General features: G+C 61.3%; 18 protein-coding genes. 4 read left to right on the top strand and 14 right to left on the bottom strand.

Going from position 1 to position 19,793, the window contains the following annotated elements; translation table 11 throughout:
* Window positions 1-1,188 carry a Na+/H+ antiporter NhaA gene (gene nhaA, locus ACODSJ_RS18560; RefSeq protein ID WP_489103122.1) on the bottom strand — a complete coding sequence of 396 codons (1,188 nt, stop codon included), beginning with the start codon at window positions 1,186-1,188 and terminating at the stop codon, window positions 1-3.
* Window positions 1,189-1,455: 267 nt separating this feature from the next.
* Between nhaA and ACODSJ_RS18555 the strand changes: the two genes are divergently transcribed.
* Complete coding sequence (locus tag ACODSJ_RS18555; protein ID WP_489103121.1) at window positions 1,456-2,550, top strand: PLP-dependent cysteine synthase family protein; 1,095 nt, start codon at window positions 1,456-1,458, stop codon at window positions 2,548-2,550.
* A 145-nt stretch (window positions 2,551-2,695) separates the two neighbouring features.
* On the opposite strand, the gene ACODSJ_RS18550 is transcribed toward ACODSJ_RS18555, so the two are convergent.
* The 3 genes from ACODSJ_RS18550 to ACODSJ_RS18540 form a co-directional block, all read right to left on the bottom strand.
* Window positions 2,696-4,309 (bottom strand): NAD(P)/FAD-dependent oxidoreductase, encoded by a 1,614-nt coding sequence (locus tag ACODSJ_RS18550; protein WP_489103120.1) that lies wholly within the window; start codon window positions 4,307-4,309, stop codon window positions 2,696-2,698.
* 277 nt (window positions 4,310-4,586) lie between these two features.
* The gene (locus ACODSJ_RS18545) at window positions 4,587-5,261 is read right to left on the bottom strand and encodes a COG3650 family protein (RefSeq protein ID WP_489103119.1); all 675 of its coding nucleotides are present in this window, start codon (window positions 5,259-5,261) and stop codon (window positions 4,587-4,589) included.
* A gap of 61 nt (window positions 5,262-5,322) precedes the next feature.
* A complete protein-coding gene (locus ACODSJ_RS18540) occupies window positions 5,323-5,922 on the bottom strand; it encodes a short chain dehydrogenase (RefSeq protein WP_489103118.1) in 600 nt (199 codons plus the stop codon).
* Between the two features lie 105 nt (window positions 5,923-6,027).
* Between ACODSJ_RS18540 and ACODSJ_RS18535 the strand changes: the two genes are divergently transcribed.
* Window positions 6,028-6,939 carry a LysR family transcriptional regulator gene (locus ACODSJ_RS18535; RefSeq protein ID WP_489103117.1) on the top strand — a complete coding sequence of 304 codons (912 nt, stop codon included), beginning with the start codon at window positions 6,028-6,030 and terminating at the stop codon, window positions 6,937-6,939.
* A 215-nt stretch (window positions 6,940-7,154) separates the two neighbouring features.
* Here the strand turns inward: ACODSJ_RS18535 and ACODSJ_RS18530 are convergent, their stop codons facing one another.
* The 9 genes from ACODSJ_RS18530 to ACODSJ_RS18490 all read right to left on the bottom strand — a co-directional run bounded on the left by ACODSJ_RS18530 (window position 7,155) and on the right by ACODSJ_RS18490 (window position 14,884).
* Window positions 7,155-7,640 (bottom strand): DoxX family protein, encoded by a 486-nt coding sequence (locus tag ACODSJ_RS18530; protein ID WP_489103116.1) that lies wholly within the window; start codon window positions 7,638-7,640, stop codon window positions 7,155-7,157.
* The gene (locus ACODSJ_RS18525; RefSeq protein WP_489103115.1) at window positions 7,637-8,395 is read right to left on the bottom strand and encodes an HvfC/BufC N-terminal domain-containing protein; all 759 of its coding nucleotides are present in this window, start codon (window positions 8,393-8,395) and stop codon (window positions 7,637-7,639) included. Before ACODSJ_RS18525 ends, ACODSJ_RS18530 begins: the two co-directional genes overlap by 4 nt.
* Window positions 8,392-9,261, bottom strand: coding sequence for an MNIO family bufferin maturase (gene bufB, locus ACODSJ_RS18520; protein WP_489103114.1), 870 nt, complete (start codon window positions 9,259-9,261; stop codon window positions 8,392-8,394). Before bufB ends, ACODSJ_RS18525 begins: the two co-directional genes overlap by 4 nt.
* 25 nt (window positions 9,262-9,286) lie before the next feature.
* The gene (locus ACODSJ_RS18515; protein ID WP_489103113.1) at window positions 9,287-9,592 is read right to left on the bottom strand and encodes a BufA1 family periplasmic bufferin-type metallophore; all 306 of its coding nucleotides are present in this window, start codon (window positions 9,590-9,592) and stop codon (window positions 9,287-9,289) included.
* 283 nt (window positions 9,593-9,875) lie between these two features.
* Window positions 9,876-10,577, bottom strand: coding sequence for an ABC transporter ATP-binding protein (locus ACODSJ_RS18510; RefSeq protein ID WP_489103112.1), 702 nt, complete (start codon window positions 10,575-10,577; stop codon window positions 9,876-9,878).
* Window positions 10,578-11,345: a high-affinity branched-chain amino acid ABC transporter ATP-binding protein LivG gene (gene livG, locus ACODSJ_RS18505; RefSeq protein ID WP_489103111.1), complete on the bottom strand. Its 768-nt coding sequence runs from the start codon at window positions 11,343-11,345 to the stop codon at window positions 10,578-10,580.
* Window positions 11,346-12,608: a high-affinity branched-chain amino acid ABC transporter permease LivM gene (locus ACODSJ_RS18500; protein WP_489103110.1), complete on the bottom strand. Its 1,263-nt coding sequence runs from the start codon at window positions 12,606-12,608 to the stop codon at window positions 11,346-11,348.
* Window positions 12,605-13,528 (bottom strand): high-affinity branched-chain amino acid ABC transporter permease LivH, encoded by a 924-nt coding sequence (gene livH, locus ACODSJ_RS18495; RefSeq protein WP_489103109.1) that lies wholly within the window; start codon window positions 13,526-13,528, stop codon window positions 12,605-12,607. Before livH ends, ACODSJ_RS18500 begins: the two co-directional genes overlap by 4 nt.
* 228 nt (window positions 13,529-13,756) lie before the next feature.
* Window positions 13,757-14,884, bottom strand: a complete 1,128-nt coding sequence (locus tag ACODSJ_RS18490; RefSeq protein ID WP_489103108.1) for a branched-chain amino acid ABC transporter substrate-binding protein — start codon at window positions 14,882-14,884, stop codon at window positions 13,757-13,759.
* Between the two features lie 340 nt (window positions 14,885-15,224).
* Between ACODSJ_RS18490 and ACODSJ_RS18485 the strand changes: the two genes are divergently transcribed.
* Window positions 15,225-15,530 (top strand): DUF2288 domain-containing protein, encoded by a 306-nt coding sequence (locus tag ACODSJ_RS18485; protein WP_489103146.1) that lies wholly within the window; start codon window positions 15,225-15,227, stop codon window positions 15,528-15,530.
* A 298-nt stretch (window positions 15,531-15,828) separates the two neighbouring features.
* On the opposite strand, the gene ACODSJ_RS18480 is transcribed toward ACODSJ_RS18485, so the two are convergent.
* On the bottom strand, window positions 15,829-18,006 hold the full coding sequence (locus ACODSJ_RS18480; protein ID WP_489103107.1) for a hypothetical protein: 2,178 nt from the start codon (window positions 18,004-18,006) through the stop codon (window positions 15,829-15,831).
* Window positions 18,007-18,370: 364 nt separating this feature from the next.
* Between ACODSJ_RS18480 and ACODSJ_RS18475 the strand changes: the two genes are divergently transcribed.
* Window positions 18,371-19,720 (top strand): spinster family MFS transporter, encoded by a 1,350-nt coding sequence (locus tag ACODSJ_RS18475; protein WP_489103106.1) that lies wholly within the window; start codon window positions 18,371-18,373, stop codon window positions 19,718-19,720.
* Window positions 19,721-19,793 lie beyond the last annotated feature (73 nt).

Below are 19,793 nucleotides of genomic sequence, written 5' to 3'. Positions count from 1 at the left end.
TCAGCCCGGCAACCCCGCCAGCCTACGACTAGCCCCCGCCGTCACCGCATAACCCAACAACGCCGCCACTATCGACCCCGTGAGAATCCCCATCCGATCCATCCCGGCGTATTCGCTGACGCCAGGCTCGAACGCCAGGGAACCCACGAACAGGCTCATGGTGAAACCGATACCGCACAAGATCGCCACGCCCAGCACCTGGCCCCAATTGGCGCCGGCGGGCAGGCTGGCGATACCGATTTTTATCGCCAGCCAGGTCAGGCCGAATACGCCCACGGTCTTGCCCAGCAACAGGCCAATCGCGATGCCCATCGGTACGTCATGGGTGAAGCTTTCGACGGTGACACCACTCAGTGAGAGGCCGGCGTTGGCGAAGGCGAACAAGGGCAGGATGCCGTAGGCCACCCAAGGATGCAGGGCATGTTCCAGGGTCAGCAGCGGTGAGCTTTCGGCGTTTTTGGTGCGCAGCGGAATGCAGAACGCCAGGGTCACGCCGGCCAGGGTGGCATGGACGCCGCTCTTGAGCACGCAGACCCAGAGGATGAGGCCGACCACCATATAGGGGCCGAGCTTGACCACGCCCATCCGGTTCATCGCCACCAGCACGGCGATGCAGCCAGCGGCCAACATCAGGGACAGCGAAGACAACGCACCGGAGTAGAAGAGGGCAATGATGATAATGGCGCCCAGGTCGTCGATGATTGCCAGGGTCATCAGAAACAGCTTGAGCGACACCGGCACCCGCTTGCCCAGCAGGGCCAGCACGCCGAGGGCGAAGGCGATGTCGGTGGCGGTCGGAATGGCCCAGCCAGCGAGGGCGGCCGGATTGTCGCGGTTGAGGAAGCCGTAGATCAGGGCTGGCACGACCATGCCACCGATTGCCGCAGCGCCCGGCAGGACGATTTGCGAAGGCTTTGACAGTTGCCCGTCGAGCACCTCGCGTTTGACTTCCAGGCCGATGAGCAGGAAGAACATCGCCATCAGACCGTCATTGATCCACAGCAGCAACGGCTTGGCGATTTTCAAGGCGCCGACTTGCGCGACCACCGGCGTGTCCAGCAGGCCACCGTACAGCCAGGCAAGGGGCGAGTTGTTGATGACCAGTGCCAGCACGGCGGCGGCGATCAACAGCAGGCCGCTGGCAGCCTCCAGCTGGAAGAAGCGCGTCAGAGAGTTACGTAGAGCCAAGAGATGCTCTCCATTGATTCGAATCGAAAGTGGGCACACCCTAACCCGTGGCCATAGTTGTTAAAACAAAAGTTATATTCTTTTTTGTTATATGTCGTAACAGGGCGTCTTCCTGCGGTCGGGCGTTTGCTGCGCAATATTGGACCTTAGCTGTACCTGTGCGTGATGTCGGTTTTTTCCTAAGCTTGCGACTGTTTTTTCCGAGAACCGCCGTGCTGGCGCGTCAGGTTTCCCAAACGCGTCGAATCGATCCAGTGAGAACACACCATGAATGACCACCGTCAGTGGGTGCGCGAAGCGATCCGCATCATCGAGGCTGATTTCCAGCGCAGCGCCGACACCCACCTGATTCCGCTGCCTCTGCCTGGCCTGCCGGGCATCGAGTTGTATTTCAAGGATGAGTCCAGCCATCCCACCGGCAGCCTCAAGCATCGGTTGGCTCGTTCGCTGTTTCTCTATGCGCTGTGTAACGGCTGGCTCAAGCCCGGCGCTCCGGTGATCGAGGCTTCCAGTGGATCGACGGCGATCTCCGAGGCTTACTTTGCACGGTTGCTGGGCCTGCCTTTCATCGCGGTGATGCCGGCGACCACCTCCAAGGAGAAAATCGCACAGATTGCGTTCTACGGTGGCCAGAGCCACCTGGTGGACGATCCTACGCAGATCTACGCCGAGTCCGAGCGCCTGGCGCGCGAGCATGATGGGCATTTCATCGATCAGTTCACCTACGCCGAACGTGCCACGGACTGGCGGGCGAACAACAACATTGCCGAGTCGATTTTCCAGCAGATGCGTTTCGAGCGGCATCCGGAGCCGAGCTGGCTGATTTCCAGCCCCGGCACGGGCGGCACGACCGCGACTTTGGGGCGCTACGTACGTTATCGTCAGCACCGTACCCGCGTGTTGTGCGCTGACGCCGAGCGTTCGGTGTTCTTCGACTGTTACCGCAGCGGTGATGCCAGCCTGCGCCTTGATTGCGGTTCGCGGATCGAGGGCATTGGCAGACCGCGGGTCGAGGCGTCGTTCTTGCCCAAGGTGATCGATGCGATGGTCAAGGTTCCAGATGCGTTGTCGCTGGCGGCCATGCACTACCTGGCCCAGCGCCTGGGGCGGCGGGTCGGGGGGTCCAGCGGCACCAACCTGATCGGCGCGCTCATGGTGGCCCGGCAGATGGTGGAAGCGGGGGAGTCGGGGTCGATCGTGGCGATTTTGTGCGACGGTGGCGAGCGCTATGCGACGACGTATTACGATCCGGCGTGGCTTGCGGCCCAGGGGTATGAGTTGAGCGGGTTGATCGCGGCCGTGGCGGCGAGTGCGGAGCGGGGTGAGGCGCTGCCGGAGAGTGTGTTGCGGGCGAACATCTAAGCTTGAAAAACTGAGGTCTTCTGTGGGAGCGAGCCTGCTCGCGATGGCGGATTAACATTCAGCACAGAGGCTGGCTGATCCACCGCTATCGCGAGCAGGCTCGCTCCCACAAGGTAGATGGCAGGCCTTCAGATAAGGGTTAGTGTCAGGCTTTCAGGCCCAGGATATCCCGCGCCACCGCCTCGGCGATCCGGATCCCGTCCACGCCCGCCGACAGGATTCCACCCGCGTAACCGGCGCCTTCGCCGGCCGGAAAGAGGCCCTTCACGTTCAGGCTCTGCAGCGATTCGTCGCGGGTAATGCGCAGCGGCGACGAGGTGCGGGTTTCGATACCCGTCAGCACGGCGTCGTGCAGTGAGTAGCCGCGAATCTGTTTCTCGAAGGCCGGCAGGGCTTCGCGGATGGCTTCGATGGCGAAGTCCGGCAGGGCCAAGGCCAGGTCACCCAGCAGGACGCCGGGTTTGTAGGACGGTTCGACGCTGCCCAGTGCCGTTGACGGTTTGCCCGCGATGAAATCACCCACCAGTTGGGCGGGGGCCTCGTAGTTGCTGCCGCCGAGCACGAAGGCATGGGATTCCAGGCGTTCCTGCAACTCGATGCCGGCCAGCGGGCCGCCCGGGTAGTCGACTTCCGGGGTGATGCCCACGACGATGCCGGAGTTGGCGTTGCGTTCATTGCGCGAATACTGGCTCATGCCATTGGTCACGACACGGTTCGGCTCGGACGTCGCTGCCACCACCGTGCCGCCCGGGCACATGCAGAAGCTGTACACCGAACGACCGTTCTTGGCGTGATGCACCAGCTTGTAGTCGGCGGCACCGAGTTTCGGGTGGCCGGCGTATTTGCCCAGGCGCGCGCTGTCGATCAGCGACTGCGGGTGTTCGATACGGAACCCCACCGAGAACGGCTTGGCTTCCATGTACACGCCACGACCGTGGAGCATGCGGAAGGTGTCCCGGGCGCTGTGACCCAGGGCCAGGATCACGTGGCGGGAATGAATCCGCTCGCCGCTGGCCAGTTCGACGCCGACCAGTTGACCGTCCTCGATCAACACGTCGGTGACCCGCTGCTGGAAGCGTACTTCACCGCCCAGGGCGCGAATCTGCTCACGCATGTTTTCCACAACGCCTGTCAGACGGAATGTACCGATGTGCGGTTTGCTGACGTAGAGGATTTCTTCCGGAGCCCCGGCCTTGACGAATTCGTGCAGCACCTTGCGGCCAAGGAACTTCGGGTCCTTGATCTGGCTGTAGAGCTTGCCGTCGGAAAACGTTCCCGCGCCGCCTTCGCCAAACTGCACGTTGGACTCGGGATTGAGCACATTCTTGCGCCACAGGCCCCAAGTGTCCTTGGTGCGCTGGCGCACCTCGGGACCACGTTCGAGGATGATCGGCTTGAAGCCCATCTGTGCCAGCAGCATCGCGGCGAAGATCCCGCACGGGCCGAAACCGACCACGATCGGTCGTTCGCTCAGGTCCGTCGGTGCCTGGCCGACCATCTTGTAGCTGACATCCGGCGCTTCGGTGACGTTACGGTCATCGGCGAACTTGCGCAGCACACTGGCCTCATCGCGCACCGTCAGGTCGATGGTGTAGATGAAGCACAGTTCGGAGGATTTCTTGCGCGCATCGTAGCTGCGCTTGAACAAGGTGAAGTCGAGCAGGTCATCGCTGGCGATGCCCAGGCGTTGCACAATGGCCGCGCGCAGGTCTTCTTCGGGATGGTCGAGCGGCAACTTGAGTTCGGTGATTCGTAACATGACGGGATCCGGTTCGCGGGGCGCACAACTGCGCCAAGGCGTTCTTCAAACCGGCGATTATAAGCCGCAATCCGGAGTCTGTGGCGCAATGCTGTTTATTTAGGGACGTGTGGATCTGTGGCGAGGGGATTTATCCCCGCTGGGGGGCGAAGCAACCCTAAAACCTGCCATTGCGGCGTGCCAGGTAGGTCGCATTTCACCTTTTTGGGTCTGCTACGCAGCCCAGCGGGGATAAATCCCCTCGCCACAAAGACTCATGGTAAGGGCGTCCGTCGCCTCAATCGTTGCGCGCACCGCCGAAGTAGGCGCAGCCGCGCTGAACCTGGCCGTTGACCCGCAGCTCGGCGCTCATGTGCTGCACGCTGCCGGTGACGCTGTCGACGCAACGCTGGGATGCGACCCAGAGGTCGACCTTCTGGCCGTTGGCTTCGGTGCTGAGGTTGAAGCGGCCGTCGCCCAGTTGTTCTTCAAGATAAGGCACCGCCAATGGCGGTTGGCCCTCGCGCTCCAGCACCAGCCCCTTGCCGTTGGCCTTGAGGCTCCATTCCGGGCCATGGCCGGCGGCGCGCAGGACCATCAACCGGAAGTTCGGGTCGTCGCAAGCTGCGCCCGAACGTTCCAGGCGATACAACTGCGCCAGGTCCAATTGGCTGTCGGTGCCGGCTGCCGCGCTGGAGACGATGCGCCCGCGCACGTCGGCAAACAGCTTGCCTTGGTCATTGGCGAGACTGGCCGCTTGTTGCAGCACGCTGGTGTTACCGCTGTCGTTGACAATGTAGCGGCGTTGCTCCTGGCAGGGCTGGAAGACCAGCTTGCCATCGGCCGCCGTGAGTTCGCCCTGCATACGCGTCTGGCCGGCATGGGAGGCGCTTTGGCGGGGGCCATCGAGCAATTGGCAACCGGCGAACAGCGGCAGAAGGGCAACGAACAGCAGGGAACGGGCGGCGCGCATCTTTGGGTCTCCAGACAAGTGCCGCCACGTTACTCAGACTGATCCTGCACCACAAGGGCTGTCAGCCTACATGAAAGGTCTGACCGGTCTGTAGGCCTTCGACACTCTTGGCGTAGGCCAATGCCACATCCGCTGCGGGAACGGGTTTGTAGCCGCGGAAGTAAGGCGCGTATTTGTCCATGGCTTCCAGCAACACGTTCGGGCTGACCGAGTTGACCCGCATCCCGCGTGGCAACTCGATGGCCGCCGCGCGCACGAAACTGTCCAGGGCGCCGTTGACCAGGGCAGCCGAGGCGCCGTTCTTGATCGGGTCATGGCTGAGCACGCCCGTGGTCAAGGTGAAGGAGGCGCCATCGTTGGCGTATTCGCGACCGATCAGCAGCAGGTTGACCTGGCCCATCAGCTTGTCCTTCAGGCCCAGGGCGAAGCTGTCTGCCGTCATGTCAGCCAGGGGGGCAAACGTGACATTGCCGGCTGCGCAGACCAGTGCATCGAAACCGCCGGTTTTTTCGAACAGGGCGCGGATCGACGTGCTGTCGCTGATGTCGACGTGCAATTCACCGCTGTGGCGGCCGATGCGGACGATCTCGTGGCGCGGTGACAGCTCGTTATCGATGGCCGAACCGATGGTGCCGTTGGCGCCGATCAACAGGATTTTCATGGGTTGCTCCTCAAGTGGATTGAACGAGGTATCAGTCTAGAGTGGTTTTTTTTCTTGATAAGCGCGCTAATGGGCAACCTTTGGTTTTCAATTGGAAACAATCCAGTGAGCGAAATGGATGACCTGGCGGCGTTCGCCGTGTTGATCGAGGCCGGCAGTTTCACGTTGGCGGCGCAGCAATTGGGGTGCAGCAAGGGGCAATTGTCCAAGCGCATCAGCTTGCTGGAGCAGCGCTTTTGCGTGGTGTTGCTGCAACGCACCACGCGGCGCCTGAGCCTCACGGCGGCGGGTGCGGCCTTGTTGCCTCAGGCCCAGGCGCTGCTGACCCAGGTGGAAAGGGCGCGTCAGGCCTTGGCCCGCTTGAAGGACGACATTTGCGGACCGGTGCGGATGACGGTTCCGGTTTCGTTGGGGGAAACCTTCTTTGAAGGGCTGTTGACGGAATTTGCCCGCGTCTACCCCGACGTGCAGATCGAACTGGAACTCAACAATGGCTATCGTGACCTATCCCGCGATGGCTTCGACCTGGCGATCCGCTCCGACGCCGCCATCGATGAGCGGCTGGTGGCCCGGCCTTTGTTGGCCTGGCACGAAATGACCTGCGCCAGCCCGGCTTACCTTGAGCAGTATGGGGAGCCTGAAAGTCCCCAGGCCTTGGCGGAGCACCGTTGCCTGCTCAACAGCCATTACAGCGGCCGGGAGGAGTGGTTGTATCACCAGCGCCATGAACTGTTGCGCGTTCGCGTCTCGGGCCCCTTCGCCAGCAACCATTACAGCTTGCTGAAAAAAGCCGCCCTGGCCGGCGCCGGCATCGCCCGGCTGCCGTCGTACCTGCTCAACGAGGAATTGGCTGACGGGCGCTTGCGCTGGTTGCTGCGGGATTTCCAGACCCGTCGCATGCCGATGTACCTGGTGCATCCGTATCAGGGCGGCTTGCCGAAACGAACCCAGGTGCTGGCCGACTATTTGATCGACTGGTTCAAGCGCAGTGGCGAGGCGTTGGATCGGCTTCATTGATGTGGGGTGGGCTTGCTCCGATATCGATGTGGGCTGATCCATCGCCATCGCGAGCAAGCTTTGCTCCCACAGGAATTTGTGTTTGTGGTGTATTGGGGTGACCAACACTGATCTGCGTGGGAGCAAAGCTCGCTCGCGATGACGTCTGCACATCCAACATCGATGTAAGCTGATCCTCTACCATCGCGAGCAGGCTCGCCCACAAGGGATTGAGGTCAAACACTGAACTGCGCATAGCGCCTGGCAATGAGCTGATCGAGGGACAGCGCCCCCGGCCCACGGGCCATGAGGTACAGCAATACCGCAGCCCAGGTGCCGTGGGTCGGGTAGGCGTCCGGGTAGACGAACAGTTGGATGGTCAAGGTCATGCCCAGCAGGGCCAGCGCTGAAAGGCGGGTCGCCAGGCCAAGCAGGATCAGGACCGGGAACACATGCTCGGCGGTGGCTGCCAGGTGCGCGGCCAGTTCCGGCGACAGCAAGGGCAAGGCGTATTCGCTCTTGAACAGGGGAATGGTGGCGTCCGCCAGATGCGGCAGGCCGATCTGGAACGTGCCGTCGAACAGGTCGATGGCCAGGCCTTCGATCTTGGTCTGGCCGGATTTCCAGAACACCGCCGCAATGGAAAATCGTGCGACGAAGGCGATCAGGCTGTGGGGGATTTTCTCCAGCCATTGAATGAAACCGGTAATCAGGGCGTTCATGGGCATACCTGTTCAGGTAAGAGGTGGGTGATGGCCTGGTGACGGATCAGCCCGGCCAGGGTGTGTTCCAGGTCGACGTCGGGTGAGGCTGCAATGGCCGCCGTCAGGGACAGCCCCGCTTGCAGGCAGGAGATGAACCCATAGGCAGCGTCGCTGATCGCCAACACCTCGACGTCGAGATCGCTGCGCAGCACCAGGGCGTTCTGCTCGGTAAACGTGTCGAACGGAACGGGTGTCTCGTGCTGATGGGCGCCCCAGATCGTCACCACGGCGAAGGGCGATCGCAGCAGGCTCAGGGACGGGTGAAGGCCGATTTTCAGATGTTCTGCAAGCGTGGGGGACGACAACACTTCCACGATCCGTGCGGCCGCCATGGGTTCAGCATCGGCAGCGTGCCAGGCTTGCATGTGCAGCCATTCCAGTCGAGCGACGTCCGCCAGGTAGGGCACGCTGGCGGCGGGCTCGAAGCGTTCGATGAACCCGGCGAAGTCGTCGCCGTAGCCGCTCATCACCGGGCTCTGCGGCGCAGTCGATTGGACATAGACCCTGGCCATGGCGCGAAAAAATGCCTCGCCCACCAGTTGCGCCACCACCGGGTAGTTATCCGCCAGGGCGTTGACCAATGAGCTGAGCACGTTGTTACGGTACACCGCGAAGCGGCGCTGCGGGTCGACGCCCTGGGGGCAGGCCAGGCCGGGTGGGCAGGCCTTGCGCGGATCGAGCAGGGCGGCGGCGAATTCGCCCTGGCCGCTCATGACCGGGCTCCTGCACTGTTCAAGAGTCGATCAGCCTGACGCGCTTCGGTCAGCAACACCGCCAAGGCCGGGAGGTGGTTGTCCCGTTCGATCAAGGTCGCCACCGGCCCGGTCCGCTCCAGTACCTTGAGGTAAAGCTGCCAGACTTCGTTGTCAATGGGCGCGCCGTGATCGTCGATCAGCAGGCGCTCGCCCAGGCTGTCGGTGTCTTCGGCGAAGCCGGCCAGGTGGATTTCCCCTGTGGCCTGCACGGGCAGGGCGTCGAGGTAGGCCAGTGGATCGCGGCGGTGGTTGATGCACGAAACGTAGACGTTGTTCACATCCAGCAGCAGGCCGCAGCCTGTGCGGCGCACAACCTCGGCAATGAAGTGCGGCTCGTCGAGGGTCGAGGCTTCGAACGCCAGGTAGGTCGCCGGGTTTTCCAACAGCAGCTGGCGTTGGAGGTGAGATTGCACCTGGTCGACGTGTTCGCAGACGCGGGCGAGCGTGCTCTCGTCGTAGGCCAGGGGCAGCAGGTCATTGAGGAACGCCGGGCCGTGGCTGGACCAGGCCAGGTGTTCGGAAAAGGACTGGGGCTGATAGCGCTCGATCAGGACGGCCAGGCGCTGCAAGTGCGCGACATCCAGCGGCCCCTCCCCACCGATCGACAGACCGACGCCGTGCAGCGACAACGGGTACTGTTCGCGTATCTGCCCCAGGAAGTGATGACGCGGCCCGCCGGCCACCATGTAGTTTTCCGCGTGCACTTCGAAGAACCCCAGGTCCGGCAGGGTCTGGAGTACTTCACGAACATGCTCGCTCTTGAGTCCCAGCCCGGCCCTTGGCGGCAGCCGGTTGTCTGGGGTGGGGGAAGAGGAATCCAACATGGCGGCGGGCCTCAGGCAGAGACGATCAGGACTTGGCTTTGAACGCTTCGAGCTGGCCGAAACCGGTGGGCGAAGTCTTGCTTTCGGTCGTGACGCAGGTGCCTTTCGGGACCAGCTTCCAGGCGTTGGGCTGGTGGTCCATCTTGGCCGTGCCGGCACAGGTGGTGCCTGCGCCCGCGGCGCAATTGTTCTGGCCTTTCATGGCGACACCGAAGCATTTTTCCATGTTGTCGTCGGCGGCATGGGCGGTCGATACGGCTGCGATGCTCAGGGCAGAACCCAGGGCCAGGACCAGGGCGGTGGCGGACAGGGTGCGGGTTGTAGCGGTCATGGTGTTTCTCCGATTCGAGCTTGGGTTGAACAAGCAAATTGCGCTTGCTTGCCCTACTAGAGAAACGGCATGGAGAAGTGTTACAGCGGGAAGATGATTTTTTTTGAATGTCGCTGAAGCCTGTGGCGAGGGAGCTTGCTCCCGCTGGGCTGCGAAGCGGCCCCGAGATTTTGCGGTTGCTGCGCAACCGAGCGGGAGCAAGCTCCCTCGCCACAAGGGTAATTCACTTGAGAACTGCGCAAAAAAAAACGGCCCGAAGGCCGTTTTTTTACTGCTACGAAACTCAACCGCCCAGGTACGCCTCGCGCACTTTCGGGTCGGTCAGCAGGGCTTCGCCAGTGCCTTGCATCACCACCCGGCCGTTTTCCAGCACGTAGGCGCGGTCGGCGATTTTCAGCGCCTGGTTGGCGTTCTGCTCAACCAGGAACACCGTCACGCCATCCTTTCGCAGTTGTTCGATGATGTCGAAGATCTGCTGGATGATGATCGGTGCCAGGCCCAGGGAGGGTTCGTCCAGGAGCAACAGCTTGGGCTTGCTCATGAGCGCCCGGCCGATGGCGAGCATTTGCTGTTCGCCTCCAGACATGGTGCCGCCGCGCTGGTTGAAACGCTCTTTCAGGCGTGGGAAAAGGTGCAGCACCTTGTCCATCTGTTCCTGATAATCGCCCTTGTCGGTGAAGAAACCGCCCATGGCGAGGTTTTCTTCCACGGTCAGCCGGGCAAACACCCGACGACCTTCCGGCACCACGGCAATGCTCTTGCGCATGATGTGCGACGACTCCTGGCCCACCAGTTCCTCACCCATGTAGCGGATGCTGCCGCTGTGGGCCCGGGGCGAACCGCAAAGGGTCATCAGCAGGGTGGATTTACCGGCACCGTTGGCACCGATCAGCGTCACGATCTCGCCCTGGCGGACTTCGACGTTGACGCTGTGCAGGGCCTGGATCTTGCCGTAGAAGGTGGAAACGTTTTCGAACTGCAGCATTTACGCTTCCCCCAGGTAGGCTTTGATCACTTCAGGATTGTCGCGGATCTGTTCCGGCGAGCCGTCGGCCAGGGGCGTGCCCTGGTTGATCACGACGATGTGGTCGGAAATGCTCATGACCAGCTTCATGTCGTGCTCGATCAGCAGCACGGTGACGTTGTGCTCCTCGCGCAGCACGCTGATCAGCGCTTTCAGGTCTTCGGTTTCCTTCGGGTTCAGGCCGGCGGCCGGTTCGTCGAGCATGAGGATCCGCGGACGGGTCATCATGCAGCGGGCGATTTCCAGGCGACGTTGCTGACCGTAGGCCAATGTCCCGGCGGTACGGTTGGCGAACTCCTTGAGATTGACCTTTTCCAGCCAGTACTCGGCGTATTCCATGGCCTCGCGTTCGCTCTTGCGGAACGCCGGGGTCTTGAACAGGCCGGACAGGAAGTTGGTGTTCAGGTGACGGTGCTGGGCGATCAACAGGTTCTCGATCGCCGTCATGTCCTTGAACAACCGCACGTTCTGGAAGGTGCGCACCACGCCCTTGAGGGCGATCTTGTGCCCTGGCAGGCCCTGGATCGGCTCGCCGTCCAGCAGGATGCTGCCGCCCGTGGGTTGGTAGAAACCGGTCAGGCAGTTGAACACGGTGGTCTTGCCCGCGCCGTTCGGCCCGATCAGGGCCACCACTTGTTTCTCTTTTACCGTCAGGGCGACGCCGTTGACGGCCAGCAAACCGCCGAAGCGCATGCTCAGGTTTTCAACTTTAAGGATCTCGCGGCTCATTTATGCGGCTCCGCTCTTAAGTTTAAGTTCGGGGCGTTGCATAGGCAGCAGACCTTGAGGACGCCAGATCATCATCAGCACCATCAGGGCGCCGAACATCAACATGCGGTATTCGCTGAATTCACGCATCATTTCGGGCAACAGGATCATCACCACCGCCGCCAGGATCACACCCAGCTGCGAACCCATCCCGCCCAACACCACGATGGCGAGGATGATCGCCGACTCGATGAAGGTGAACGATTCGGGGGTGACCAGGCCTTGGCGAGCGGCGAAGAAGCTGCCAGCGAAACCGGCGAACGAGGCGCCGAGGGTAAAGGCCGAGAGCTTGATCACCGTCGGGTTGAGACCCAATGCACGGCAGGCGATTTCGTCTTCACGCAGGGCTTCCCACGCACGGCCGATGGGCATGCGCAGCAGGCGGTTGATGACGAACAGCGCGCCGAGGGCCAGCAACAAGGCGACCAGGTACAGGAACACCACTTTGCTCACCGGGTTGTAGGTCAGCCCGAAGAACTCATGGAAGGTCTGCATGCCTTCGGCCGCCGAGCGCTCGAAGCTCAGCCCGAAGAATGTCGGCTTGGGAATGTTGCTGATGCCGTTGGGGCCGCCGGTGAGGTCGGTGAGGTTGCGCAGGAACAGGCGGATGATCTCACCGAAACCCAGGGTCACGATGGCCAGGTAGTCACCGCGCAGGCGCAACACCGGGAAGCCCAGCAGGAAGCCGAACGTGGCAGACATCATCCCGGCGATCGGCAGGCAGATCCAGAAGCTCCAGCCGAAGTAGTGCGACAGCATGGCGTAGCTGTAGGCGCCCACTGCGTAGAAGCCCACGTAGCCCAGGTCGAGCAGGCCGGCCAGGCCGACCACGATGTTCAGGCCCAGGCCCAGCAACACGTAGATCAGGATCAGCGTGGCGATGTCCACCGCGCCCCGGGAGCCGAAGAACGGCCAGATCAGCGCGACCACGATCAGGCCGATGATGATGGTGCGCTGGGTACGCGGCAGGGTCAGGAACTGGCTGACCTTGGGCGAGACCAGCGGGCCACGGTCGGAACGCATCAGGGTGGCGACCTGCCGGGTAAACAGCACCCGCAGGAACATCAGCACCGAGCACAGGGCGATGACGGACAGCGTCAGCGGGCCGGTGCCATGCACTTCAAGGTTGATGCCGACGATGCTCAGCTTCAGGCCGAGGACGGGGAAGGCCACGGCCCAGACCAGCAAGGCGCTGAACAGCGCTTGTCGAAGATATTTGTTCATACTTTCTCAACCTCCGGACGGCCCAGAATGCCGGTCGGCCGGAACAACAGGACCAGGACCAAGAGACCGAACGCCACCACATCCTTGTATTGGTCGCCGAAGATATCGGCACCGAACGCCTCGGCTACACCCAACACCAGACCACCGAGCATCGCGCCCGGAATACTGCCGATGCCACCCAATACCGCCGCGGTGAAGGCCTTGAGGCCCACCAGGAAACCGGCGTTCGGGTTGATCACGCCGTACTGCATGCTCAGCAGTACCGCCGCGACCGCCGCCAGGGCGGCGCCGATGACGAAGGTCAGGGCGATGATGTTGTTGGTATTGATGCCCAGCAGGTTGGCCATCTTGATGTCCTCGGCACAGGCACGGCAGGCGCGACCCAGGCGGGAACGGGAGATGAACAGGGTCAGGCCGAGCATGGCGACCAGGGTCACGATGAAGACCAGGATCTGCATGTAGGAAATCAGGACTTCTTCCGCGCCGCCCGGGCCGAAGGAGAAACTCCCCGGGATCAGGTTGGGGATGGACTTGTCCTTGGAGTCCTGTGACAGCAGGACGGTGTTCTGCAGGAATATCGACATGCCGATGGCGGAAATCAGCGGGATCAGACGGTTGCTGTTGCGCAAGGGGCGGTAGGCAACGCGTTCGATGCTGTAGCCAAAGGCACTGGTAACGACGATCGACGCCAGGAACGCGGCGGTCATCAACAACGGCAGTGAGTGGATGCCCAGCATGGCCAGCCCGGCAAGGGCGATGAAGGCGACGTAGGAACCAATCATGTAGACCTCGCCATGGGCGAAGTTAATCATTCCAATGATGCCGTAGACCATTGTGTAGCCAATGGCTATCAAGGCATAGGTGCTGCCAATGGTCAGGCCATTAACCAGCTGTTGGAAAAAATGATAGATCTCAGGCATTACAGCGCTCCTAAAAACCCGATACGCATTTCACTGGTGGAGTCATGTTCCGGCCCGGGGCTGTGTTCTCTGAGCACATTTGCACGGGGCGTTTGCCAGCGAACCGCTGGTGACGGTTTTAAGATTTTCAGGTGAGCCAGCGCCCGGATCGCGGGTGCCTGGCCCATAAACCTCGTAAAACAAAGCCCACTGCTTGCACAGTGGGCTTGTTGTCCAATAACGCCTGGCTTACTGAGGGGAAACTTCAGTTTTTGGCTTGCCGAAGTGCCACTGGTAGACCACGAACTTGAAGTCCTTCAGGTCGCCCTTGTCGTCGAACGACAGCGCGCCGGTTGGGGTCTTGAAGGTACCTTTGTGGATCGCTTCGGCGACCTTGGCGGTGTCATCGCTCTTGGCGGCCTTGATGCCTTCGGCGATCAGTTCGACGGCGGAGTAGGCCGGGAACACGAACGGACCGCTTGGATCCTTGCCGTCGGCCTTGATGGCGTCGACGATGGCCTTGTTCTCAGGGTCGGCGTCGAAGGACTTCGGCAGGGTCACCAGCAGGCCTTCGGAAGCGTCCTGGGCGATCTGCGAGATGGAGTCGTTGCCGACGCCTTCCGGACCCATGAACTTGGCGTTCAGGCCTTTTTCCTTGGATTGACGCAGGATCAGGCCCAGCTCTGGGTGGTAGCCGCCGTAGTAGACGAAGTCGACGTTGTTCTGCTTGAGCTTCTGGATGATCGAGGAGAAGTCCTTGTCACCGGCGTTCAGGCCTTCGAACACGGCCACTTTGATGCCTTTGCCTTCCAGGGTCTTCTTCACCGCCGAAGCGATGCCTTCACCGTATTGCTGCTTGTCGTGCAGGACCGCAACGACTTTCGGCTTGACGTGGTCGGCGATGTAGTTGCCGGCGGCAGGGCCCTGGGCGCTGTCCAGGCCGATGGTGCGGAAGACCAGCTTGTAGCCACGGGCGGTGATGTCCGGGCTGGTGGCCGCTGGGGTGATCATGATCACGCCTTCGTCTTCGTAAATGTCCGACGCAGGCTGGGTGGAGCTGGAGCACAGGTGACCGACGACAAACTTGACGCCATCGTTGACCACTTTGTTCGCCACGGCAACGGCTTGCTTAGGATCGCAGGCATCGTCGTATTCCTTGGCTTCGAGCATCTTGCCGTCGACGCCGCCCTTGGCGTTGATGTCCTTGATGGCCTGATGCGCACCCACGAACTGCATGTCGCCGTACTGAGTCACCGGACCGGTCTTGGGGCCGGCGATGCCGATCTTGATGGTGTCGGCGGCGAAGGAATGGCTGGCAACCCCGGCCAGAACCATAGTGGCAAACAGTTTCGAAATCTGCTTAGTAGCCTTAGTCATAGTGCTCCACTCATACTGTTGTAGTTTTTATAGTCCTGGCGCCGTAGCAGCAGAACCGGGTCGGATATATCGGATATCCTCGCGGAAAATGCCCCCGGCAACTGTACCGGTACAGTGTAGAGCGCCCATTGTTGGCAAGGGAAGCTGGCGCTCGAGGGCAAAACCGGAGGGTGTCGCTTTATTGAAAGAAAAAGACAGGATAGCGGCATTGATCGTCCGGTCAAATCGGCAATCCCTTGGCTTTCCTGAGCTTTTCAATCCGTACTCCAATTGCTACCGGGTTTTTCTGCCAGACCACCGACGTTATCATTCGCGCCGATTTCTTCTCCGGACAGTTCCCATGAATCAAGAACCTAGCACCCTCTATGCCAAGCTGCTTGGTGAAACCGCATCGATCACCTGGAAAGAGCTGGAACCGTTCTTTGCCAAGGGTGCCCTATTGTGGGTCGAGCCGGCGCTGGATTTGATCGCCGCCGCCGAGGCCGTCGCCCAGGACGAAGGCGACAAAGTCGCCGCCTGGCTGGCCGCCGGGCAGCTCGCCAAGCTGTCTGAAACGCGGGCGCTGGATTTTCTGGAACGTGATCCAACGCTGTGGGCGGTGGTGGTTTCGCCTTGGATAATGATCCAGGAAAGGGCGTCGAAATGATCGATGCACCAAGATGGATCGCTGCTTGATCGGCGGGAAAGTGTGTAGGTGAGTAGCGTGATGGCATCATGCCGTGGTGAAACGCCACAGGGCAGGGTGACGTATACGTAACGGGAACAGTTTATTGAGCAGCCTTTGGGCTGCTCAATTGTTTCTGGATGTTGGATTTGTGGCGCAGCTTAGACGCCTTCGCGAGCAAGCCCGCTCCCACAATGGACCGCATTCATTCAGAAACGACGCGGTCAAACTGTGGGGCGGGCTTGTTCGCGAAGGAGGGCGACGCGGTGCTATGCCGTCTTCAGTAGCTCTTGCCCGTATGGTTATTCAGCGAAATGACCTTGGTCTTGCCAATGCGATGGCGGTAGATCTCGCGCAGGTACTTGATGGCTTTCTTCACGCAGTCGCGGGACAGGCGGATGTCGTTGATCGAGACGAACTTGTCCTTGTCGCTGATGAGCTCGCGGTACTTCTTCTCGTACATCGGCTTGATCGCGTACCAGTTGGTGTCGAGGATCTTCGCTGGGTTTTCGAACTCGTTGAGCAGGTCGTCGATGCGTTCTTCGTCGAAGTCTTCATTGATGATGAAGTCCAGGATCGAGTTGTCCAGGGTTTCGTCGAAGCGGTACGGCGTGCGAGCGAAGCAGCGCTTGATGAAGGCCACGATGAGGGTCAGGAAGTCGTCCGACAGGCACGGGCTCTTGGCGATCAGGGTGGTCAGCGACAGGTTGGCCGAGGCGCCGATCACCAGGGCGTAACGCTTGAGCGTGGTGTTGGGGAACAGGCTGTTGAGGTGGGTCTTGAGCCGGTTCAGGTCCATGTAGGACAGCTTGTAGTCCTTGGGCAGCGAGACGATCGAGACCACCGACGAGCAGTTCTTGAAGAAGTGCAGGTCGTGCAGGGCGGCGGCGTCGTAGCCGGAGTTCTTGTATTGCTCCAGCGAGGCGCGGTAGCGCTTGGATTCGATCGGCAGCAGGCTGATGCCTTCGATGGCCTGGGTGACCTTGTTGAAGTGCGGCAGGTCGATGGAGCGGAAGAACAGGTCGTCGATGTTCAGGCGCGGTGGTTCTTTATCGAACACCTTGAACTTGTCGCCGCTGGGCGCCGGGGTTTCCGGAACCACGGATTCGGCATAGGCAATCGCCACCGGGCCGGCCAGGCTCATGAACAGGTCGTTGGCGTCCAGGCGAATGGTTTCGCCAATGTCGATGCCGGCGCGACGGAAGTAGTTCTGGTCGTAGTCGGTGGTGACGGCCTGGGCGGTCAGGATGTTGAAGATCTGCTGGGAGATGTACTGGTTGGCGTGTTTCTCCATGGCATTGACGTCAATGTTCTGGATGTTGCCGTCATCGCTCTCTTCGGCATAACGCATGATGTCGTTGGAGATCAGCATCATCGCGTTCCACGGACGGATACGGCCCATGACGCTGGCTTCGCTGCTGTCTTCGTTGGCGAAGTTGTACGAGAAATCCCATTCTTCCGACAGGTATTTGCACAGCAGGCGTCCGGCGTTGATGTGCAGCGCCTCGGACATTTCGCTGCGGTGGTCGGAAATGTTCGGCAGCACGCAGATGCCGCTGGTGAAGATCGGTTCGAAGACGAAGGAATGACCGCTCTTGCTGTCGTGTTCGTCCATCGGCTTGGTGTCGAACGTCTTGTTCATGTACGAGTACTGTTGGGCCAGGCCGAATTCCGAGGCCATGCCCGAACCGGTACCGCCGCCGGCGCTGAAGATCGAGAAGTACAGGCGCGATTGGTTGGCCTTGATGCCGCAGCTGTCGATCAGGTACGAGTGGATCATTTTCCAGTCGGGGCTGGAGAAACGCTGGGTGTCCTTGTTCAGGATGATCTTGGCCAGGTACTGGCCGAGGATCGGCGCGTTACCGGCGCCCCCGGCGTGGACTTCCGACAAGTCCATGATTTTCATTTTGCTGTAGTCGCGTAAAAAGCCGGTTTTTTCACCCTTGCGCGAGAAGCGGATACGTCCGGCGATGTCCTTGTCCAGGTCGCCCAGCATGACCAGCGGTTCCACCAGGAACACCGGTTTGCTGGCCTTGCCGTTGCCCAGGCGCAGGTTTTGACGGATCCACTGCGCGGGGCTGTAGCCTTTTTCGCGATAGTGCTTGTCTTCGGCGTTGAATTCGTTGAGGTAGAACTTGCGCGCGTTGTACACCAGTTCCGCCACGTCCAGCGCGATGTTGGAGCCGCAGCGCCCCAGGCCGATCAGGCACACCGAAGGGAATTCCTGCTGGTCGCGCTCGCTGTCGTCATCCACCAGGTGCGGCGGACGTGGGAACACGGTGTCACGCAGACCGTCGAGGTTGTCGAGGATCCGGTCGGTGTTGGTTTCGGTGAAATACAGATACTGCTGGGTCGACAAGGGACGCGAGGTGCTCGGCGTCGTCGACGTTTCAAAGCCGTTGGCGGCCGGGCCCAGGGTCAGATCGGATACCGCAGTGGCTGATTTTTTTGAGGTCATTGTGCGCCGTACGCCTGAACTGTGGGTTGGATGACCGCTGTCATCGAACCGTCGCGGATGGGAACTCGCGTCCTTGGTTGGCGCGAGGGTCGGCCCAAGCGTTCAGGGCTACAGCCTGAGCAGCGCTCGGGGTTATCTCTTCCTGATCCCGTTGAATCGGCCACCGGACGACGATCTTTAACCGTCAACCGGCAAAATGATGTCAATTGTTACAAAGAGTTGACTGGCATCAATAAAGTCCCCGGTCGCCATGGTCAGGTATCAGCCGGGCGAATGATCGCAGACAGTCCGGGTGCCGCTGTCTAGATTGCAGGTTCAGGGCTCGGATGCTCGCCGTTGCCCAAAAACAATAAGAGACGGACCCATGCAGAACTCGACCCAAGCGGCGAATGCCTGGCGCATTCTGTTCCTGCTGTTCCTGGCCAACCTGTTCAACTTCTTCGACCGCACCATCCCGGCGATCATCATCGAGCCGATCCGCATGGAATGGAGCCTCAGCGACTTCCAGATCGGCATCATCGGCACCGCCTTCACCCTTGTCTACGCCATTGCCGGCCTGCCGCTGGGGCGCCTGGCCGACACCGGTTCGCGCAGCAAGTTGATGGGCTGGGGCCTGGCGACCTGGAGCGCGCTGACGGCGGTCAACGGGCTGGTGGGCAGTTTCTGGGCGTTCCTGGTGGTGCGCATGGGCATCGGCATTGGCGAGGCCAGCTACGCGCCGGCCGCCAACTCGTTGATTGGCGATCTGTTCCCGGCCCATCGCCGGGCACGGGCCATGGGCATTTTCATGCTCGGCCTGCCGATCGGCTTGCTGCTGGCTTTCTTCACCATCGGGGCGATGGTCAAGGCGTTCGACAGTTGGCGGGCGCCGTTCTTCATTGCAGCGGTGCCCGGCTTGGTGCTGGCGTTGTTCATGTTCTTCATCAAGGAACCCCAGCGCGGCGCGGCGGAAACCGTGCCGGTGTCCCAGGAGAAGATCGACCGGCCGATCCGTCGAGTGCTGGCGATTCCCACCTTTTTGTGGCTGGTGCTGGCGGGGCTGTGTTTCAACTTCGCCACGTATGCCTGCAACTCGTTCCTGGTGCCCATGTTGCAGCGTTACTTCCTGATGCCATTGCACGAGGCGGCGGTGGCCACCGGGATCATGGTGGGGGTGACCGGGTTGTTTGGGCTGACCCTCGGCGGTTGGGTCGCCGACAAGATCCACCAGCGCGTGCCCAGCGGTCGCCTGCTGTTCGCCGCGTTCAGCCTGGTAATCTCGACGCTCACCACCGCGTGGGCGTTGCATGCCGGGCGGATTGAAATCGGGGTGTTCGTCGCGGTGTTCAGTGTCGGCTGGCTGTTTGCCTATAACTTCTATACCTGCGTGTACACGGCGATCCAGGACGTGGTCGAACCGCGCCTGCGGGCCACGGCGATGGCGTTGTTCTTCGCCGGGCTGTACCTGCTCGGCGGCGGCCTCGGGCCGGTGGTGGTGGGTGGTTTGTCCGATTATTTCGCCCGCACAGCGATGGCCGCCGCCGGGGGCGAACAGATGAGCGAAGCGTTCAAGGCCATCGGCCTGCATGACGCCATGTACCTGATCCCGGTGGCGCTGTTGCTGACCATGCTGTTCTTGTTCCTGGCCTCGCGCTGCTTTGTGCGCGATGCCAGGCGGATGAAGGAGGGGATGGGGGCGGTGGTGGAGCCGGAGGTGGTTGCGGCGACGGCTTGATTGGTTTGGCGTGGATTTTGGACGGTCGCTTTTGTGGCGAGGGAGCTTGCTCCCGCCATGTGGGAGCAAGGCC

It is taken from the genome of Pseudomonas sp. FG6 (genome assembly GCF_057809015.1).
This window is presented reverse-complemented; position numbering and strand designations above follow the sequence as displayed.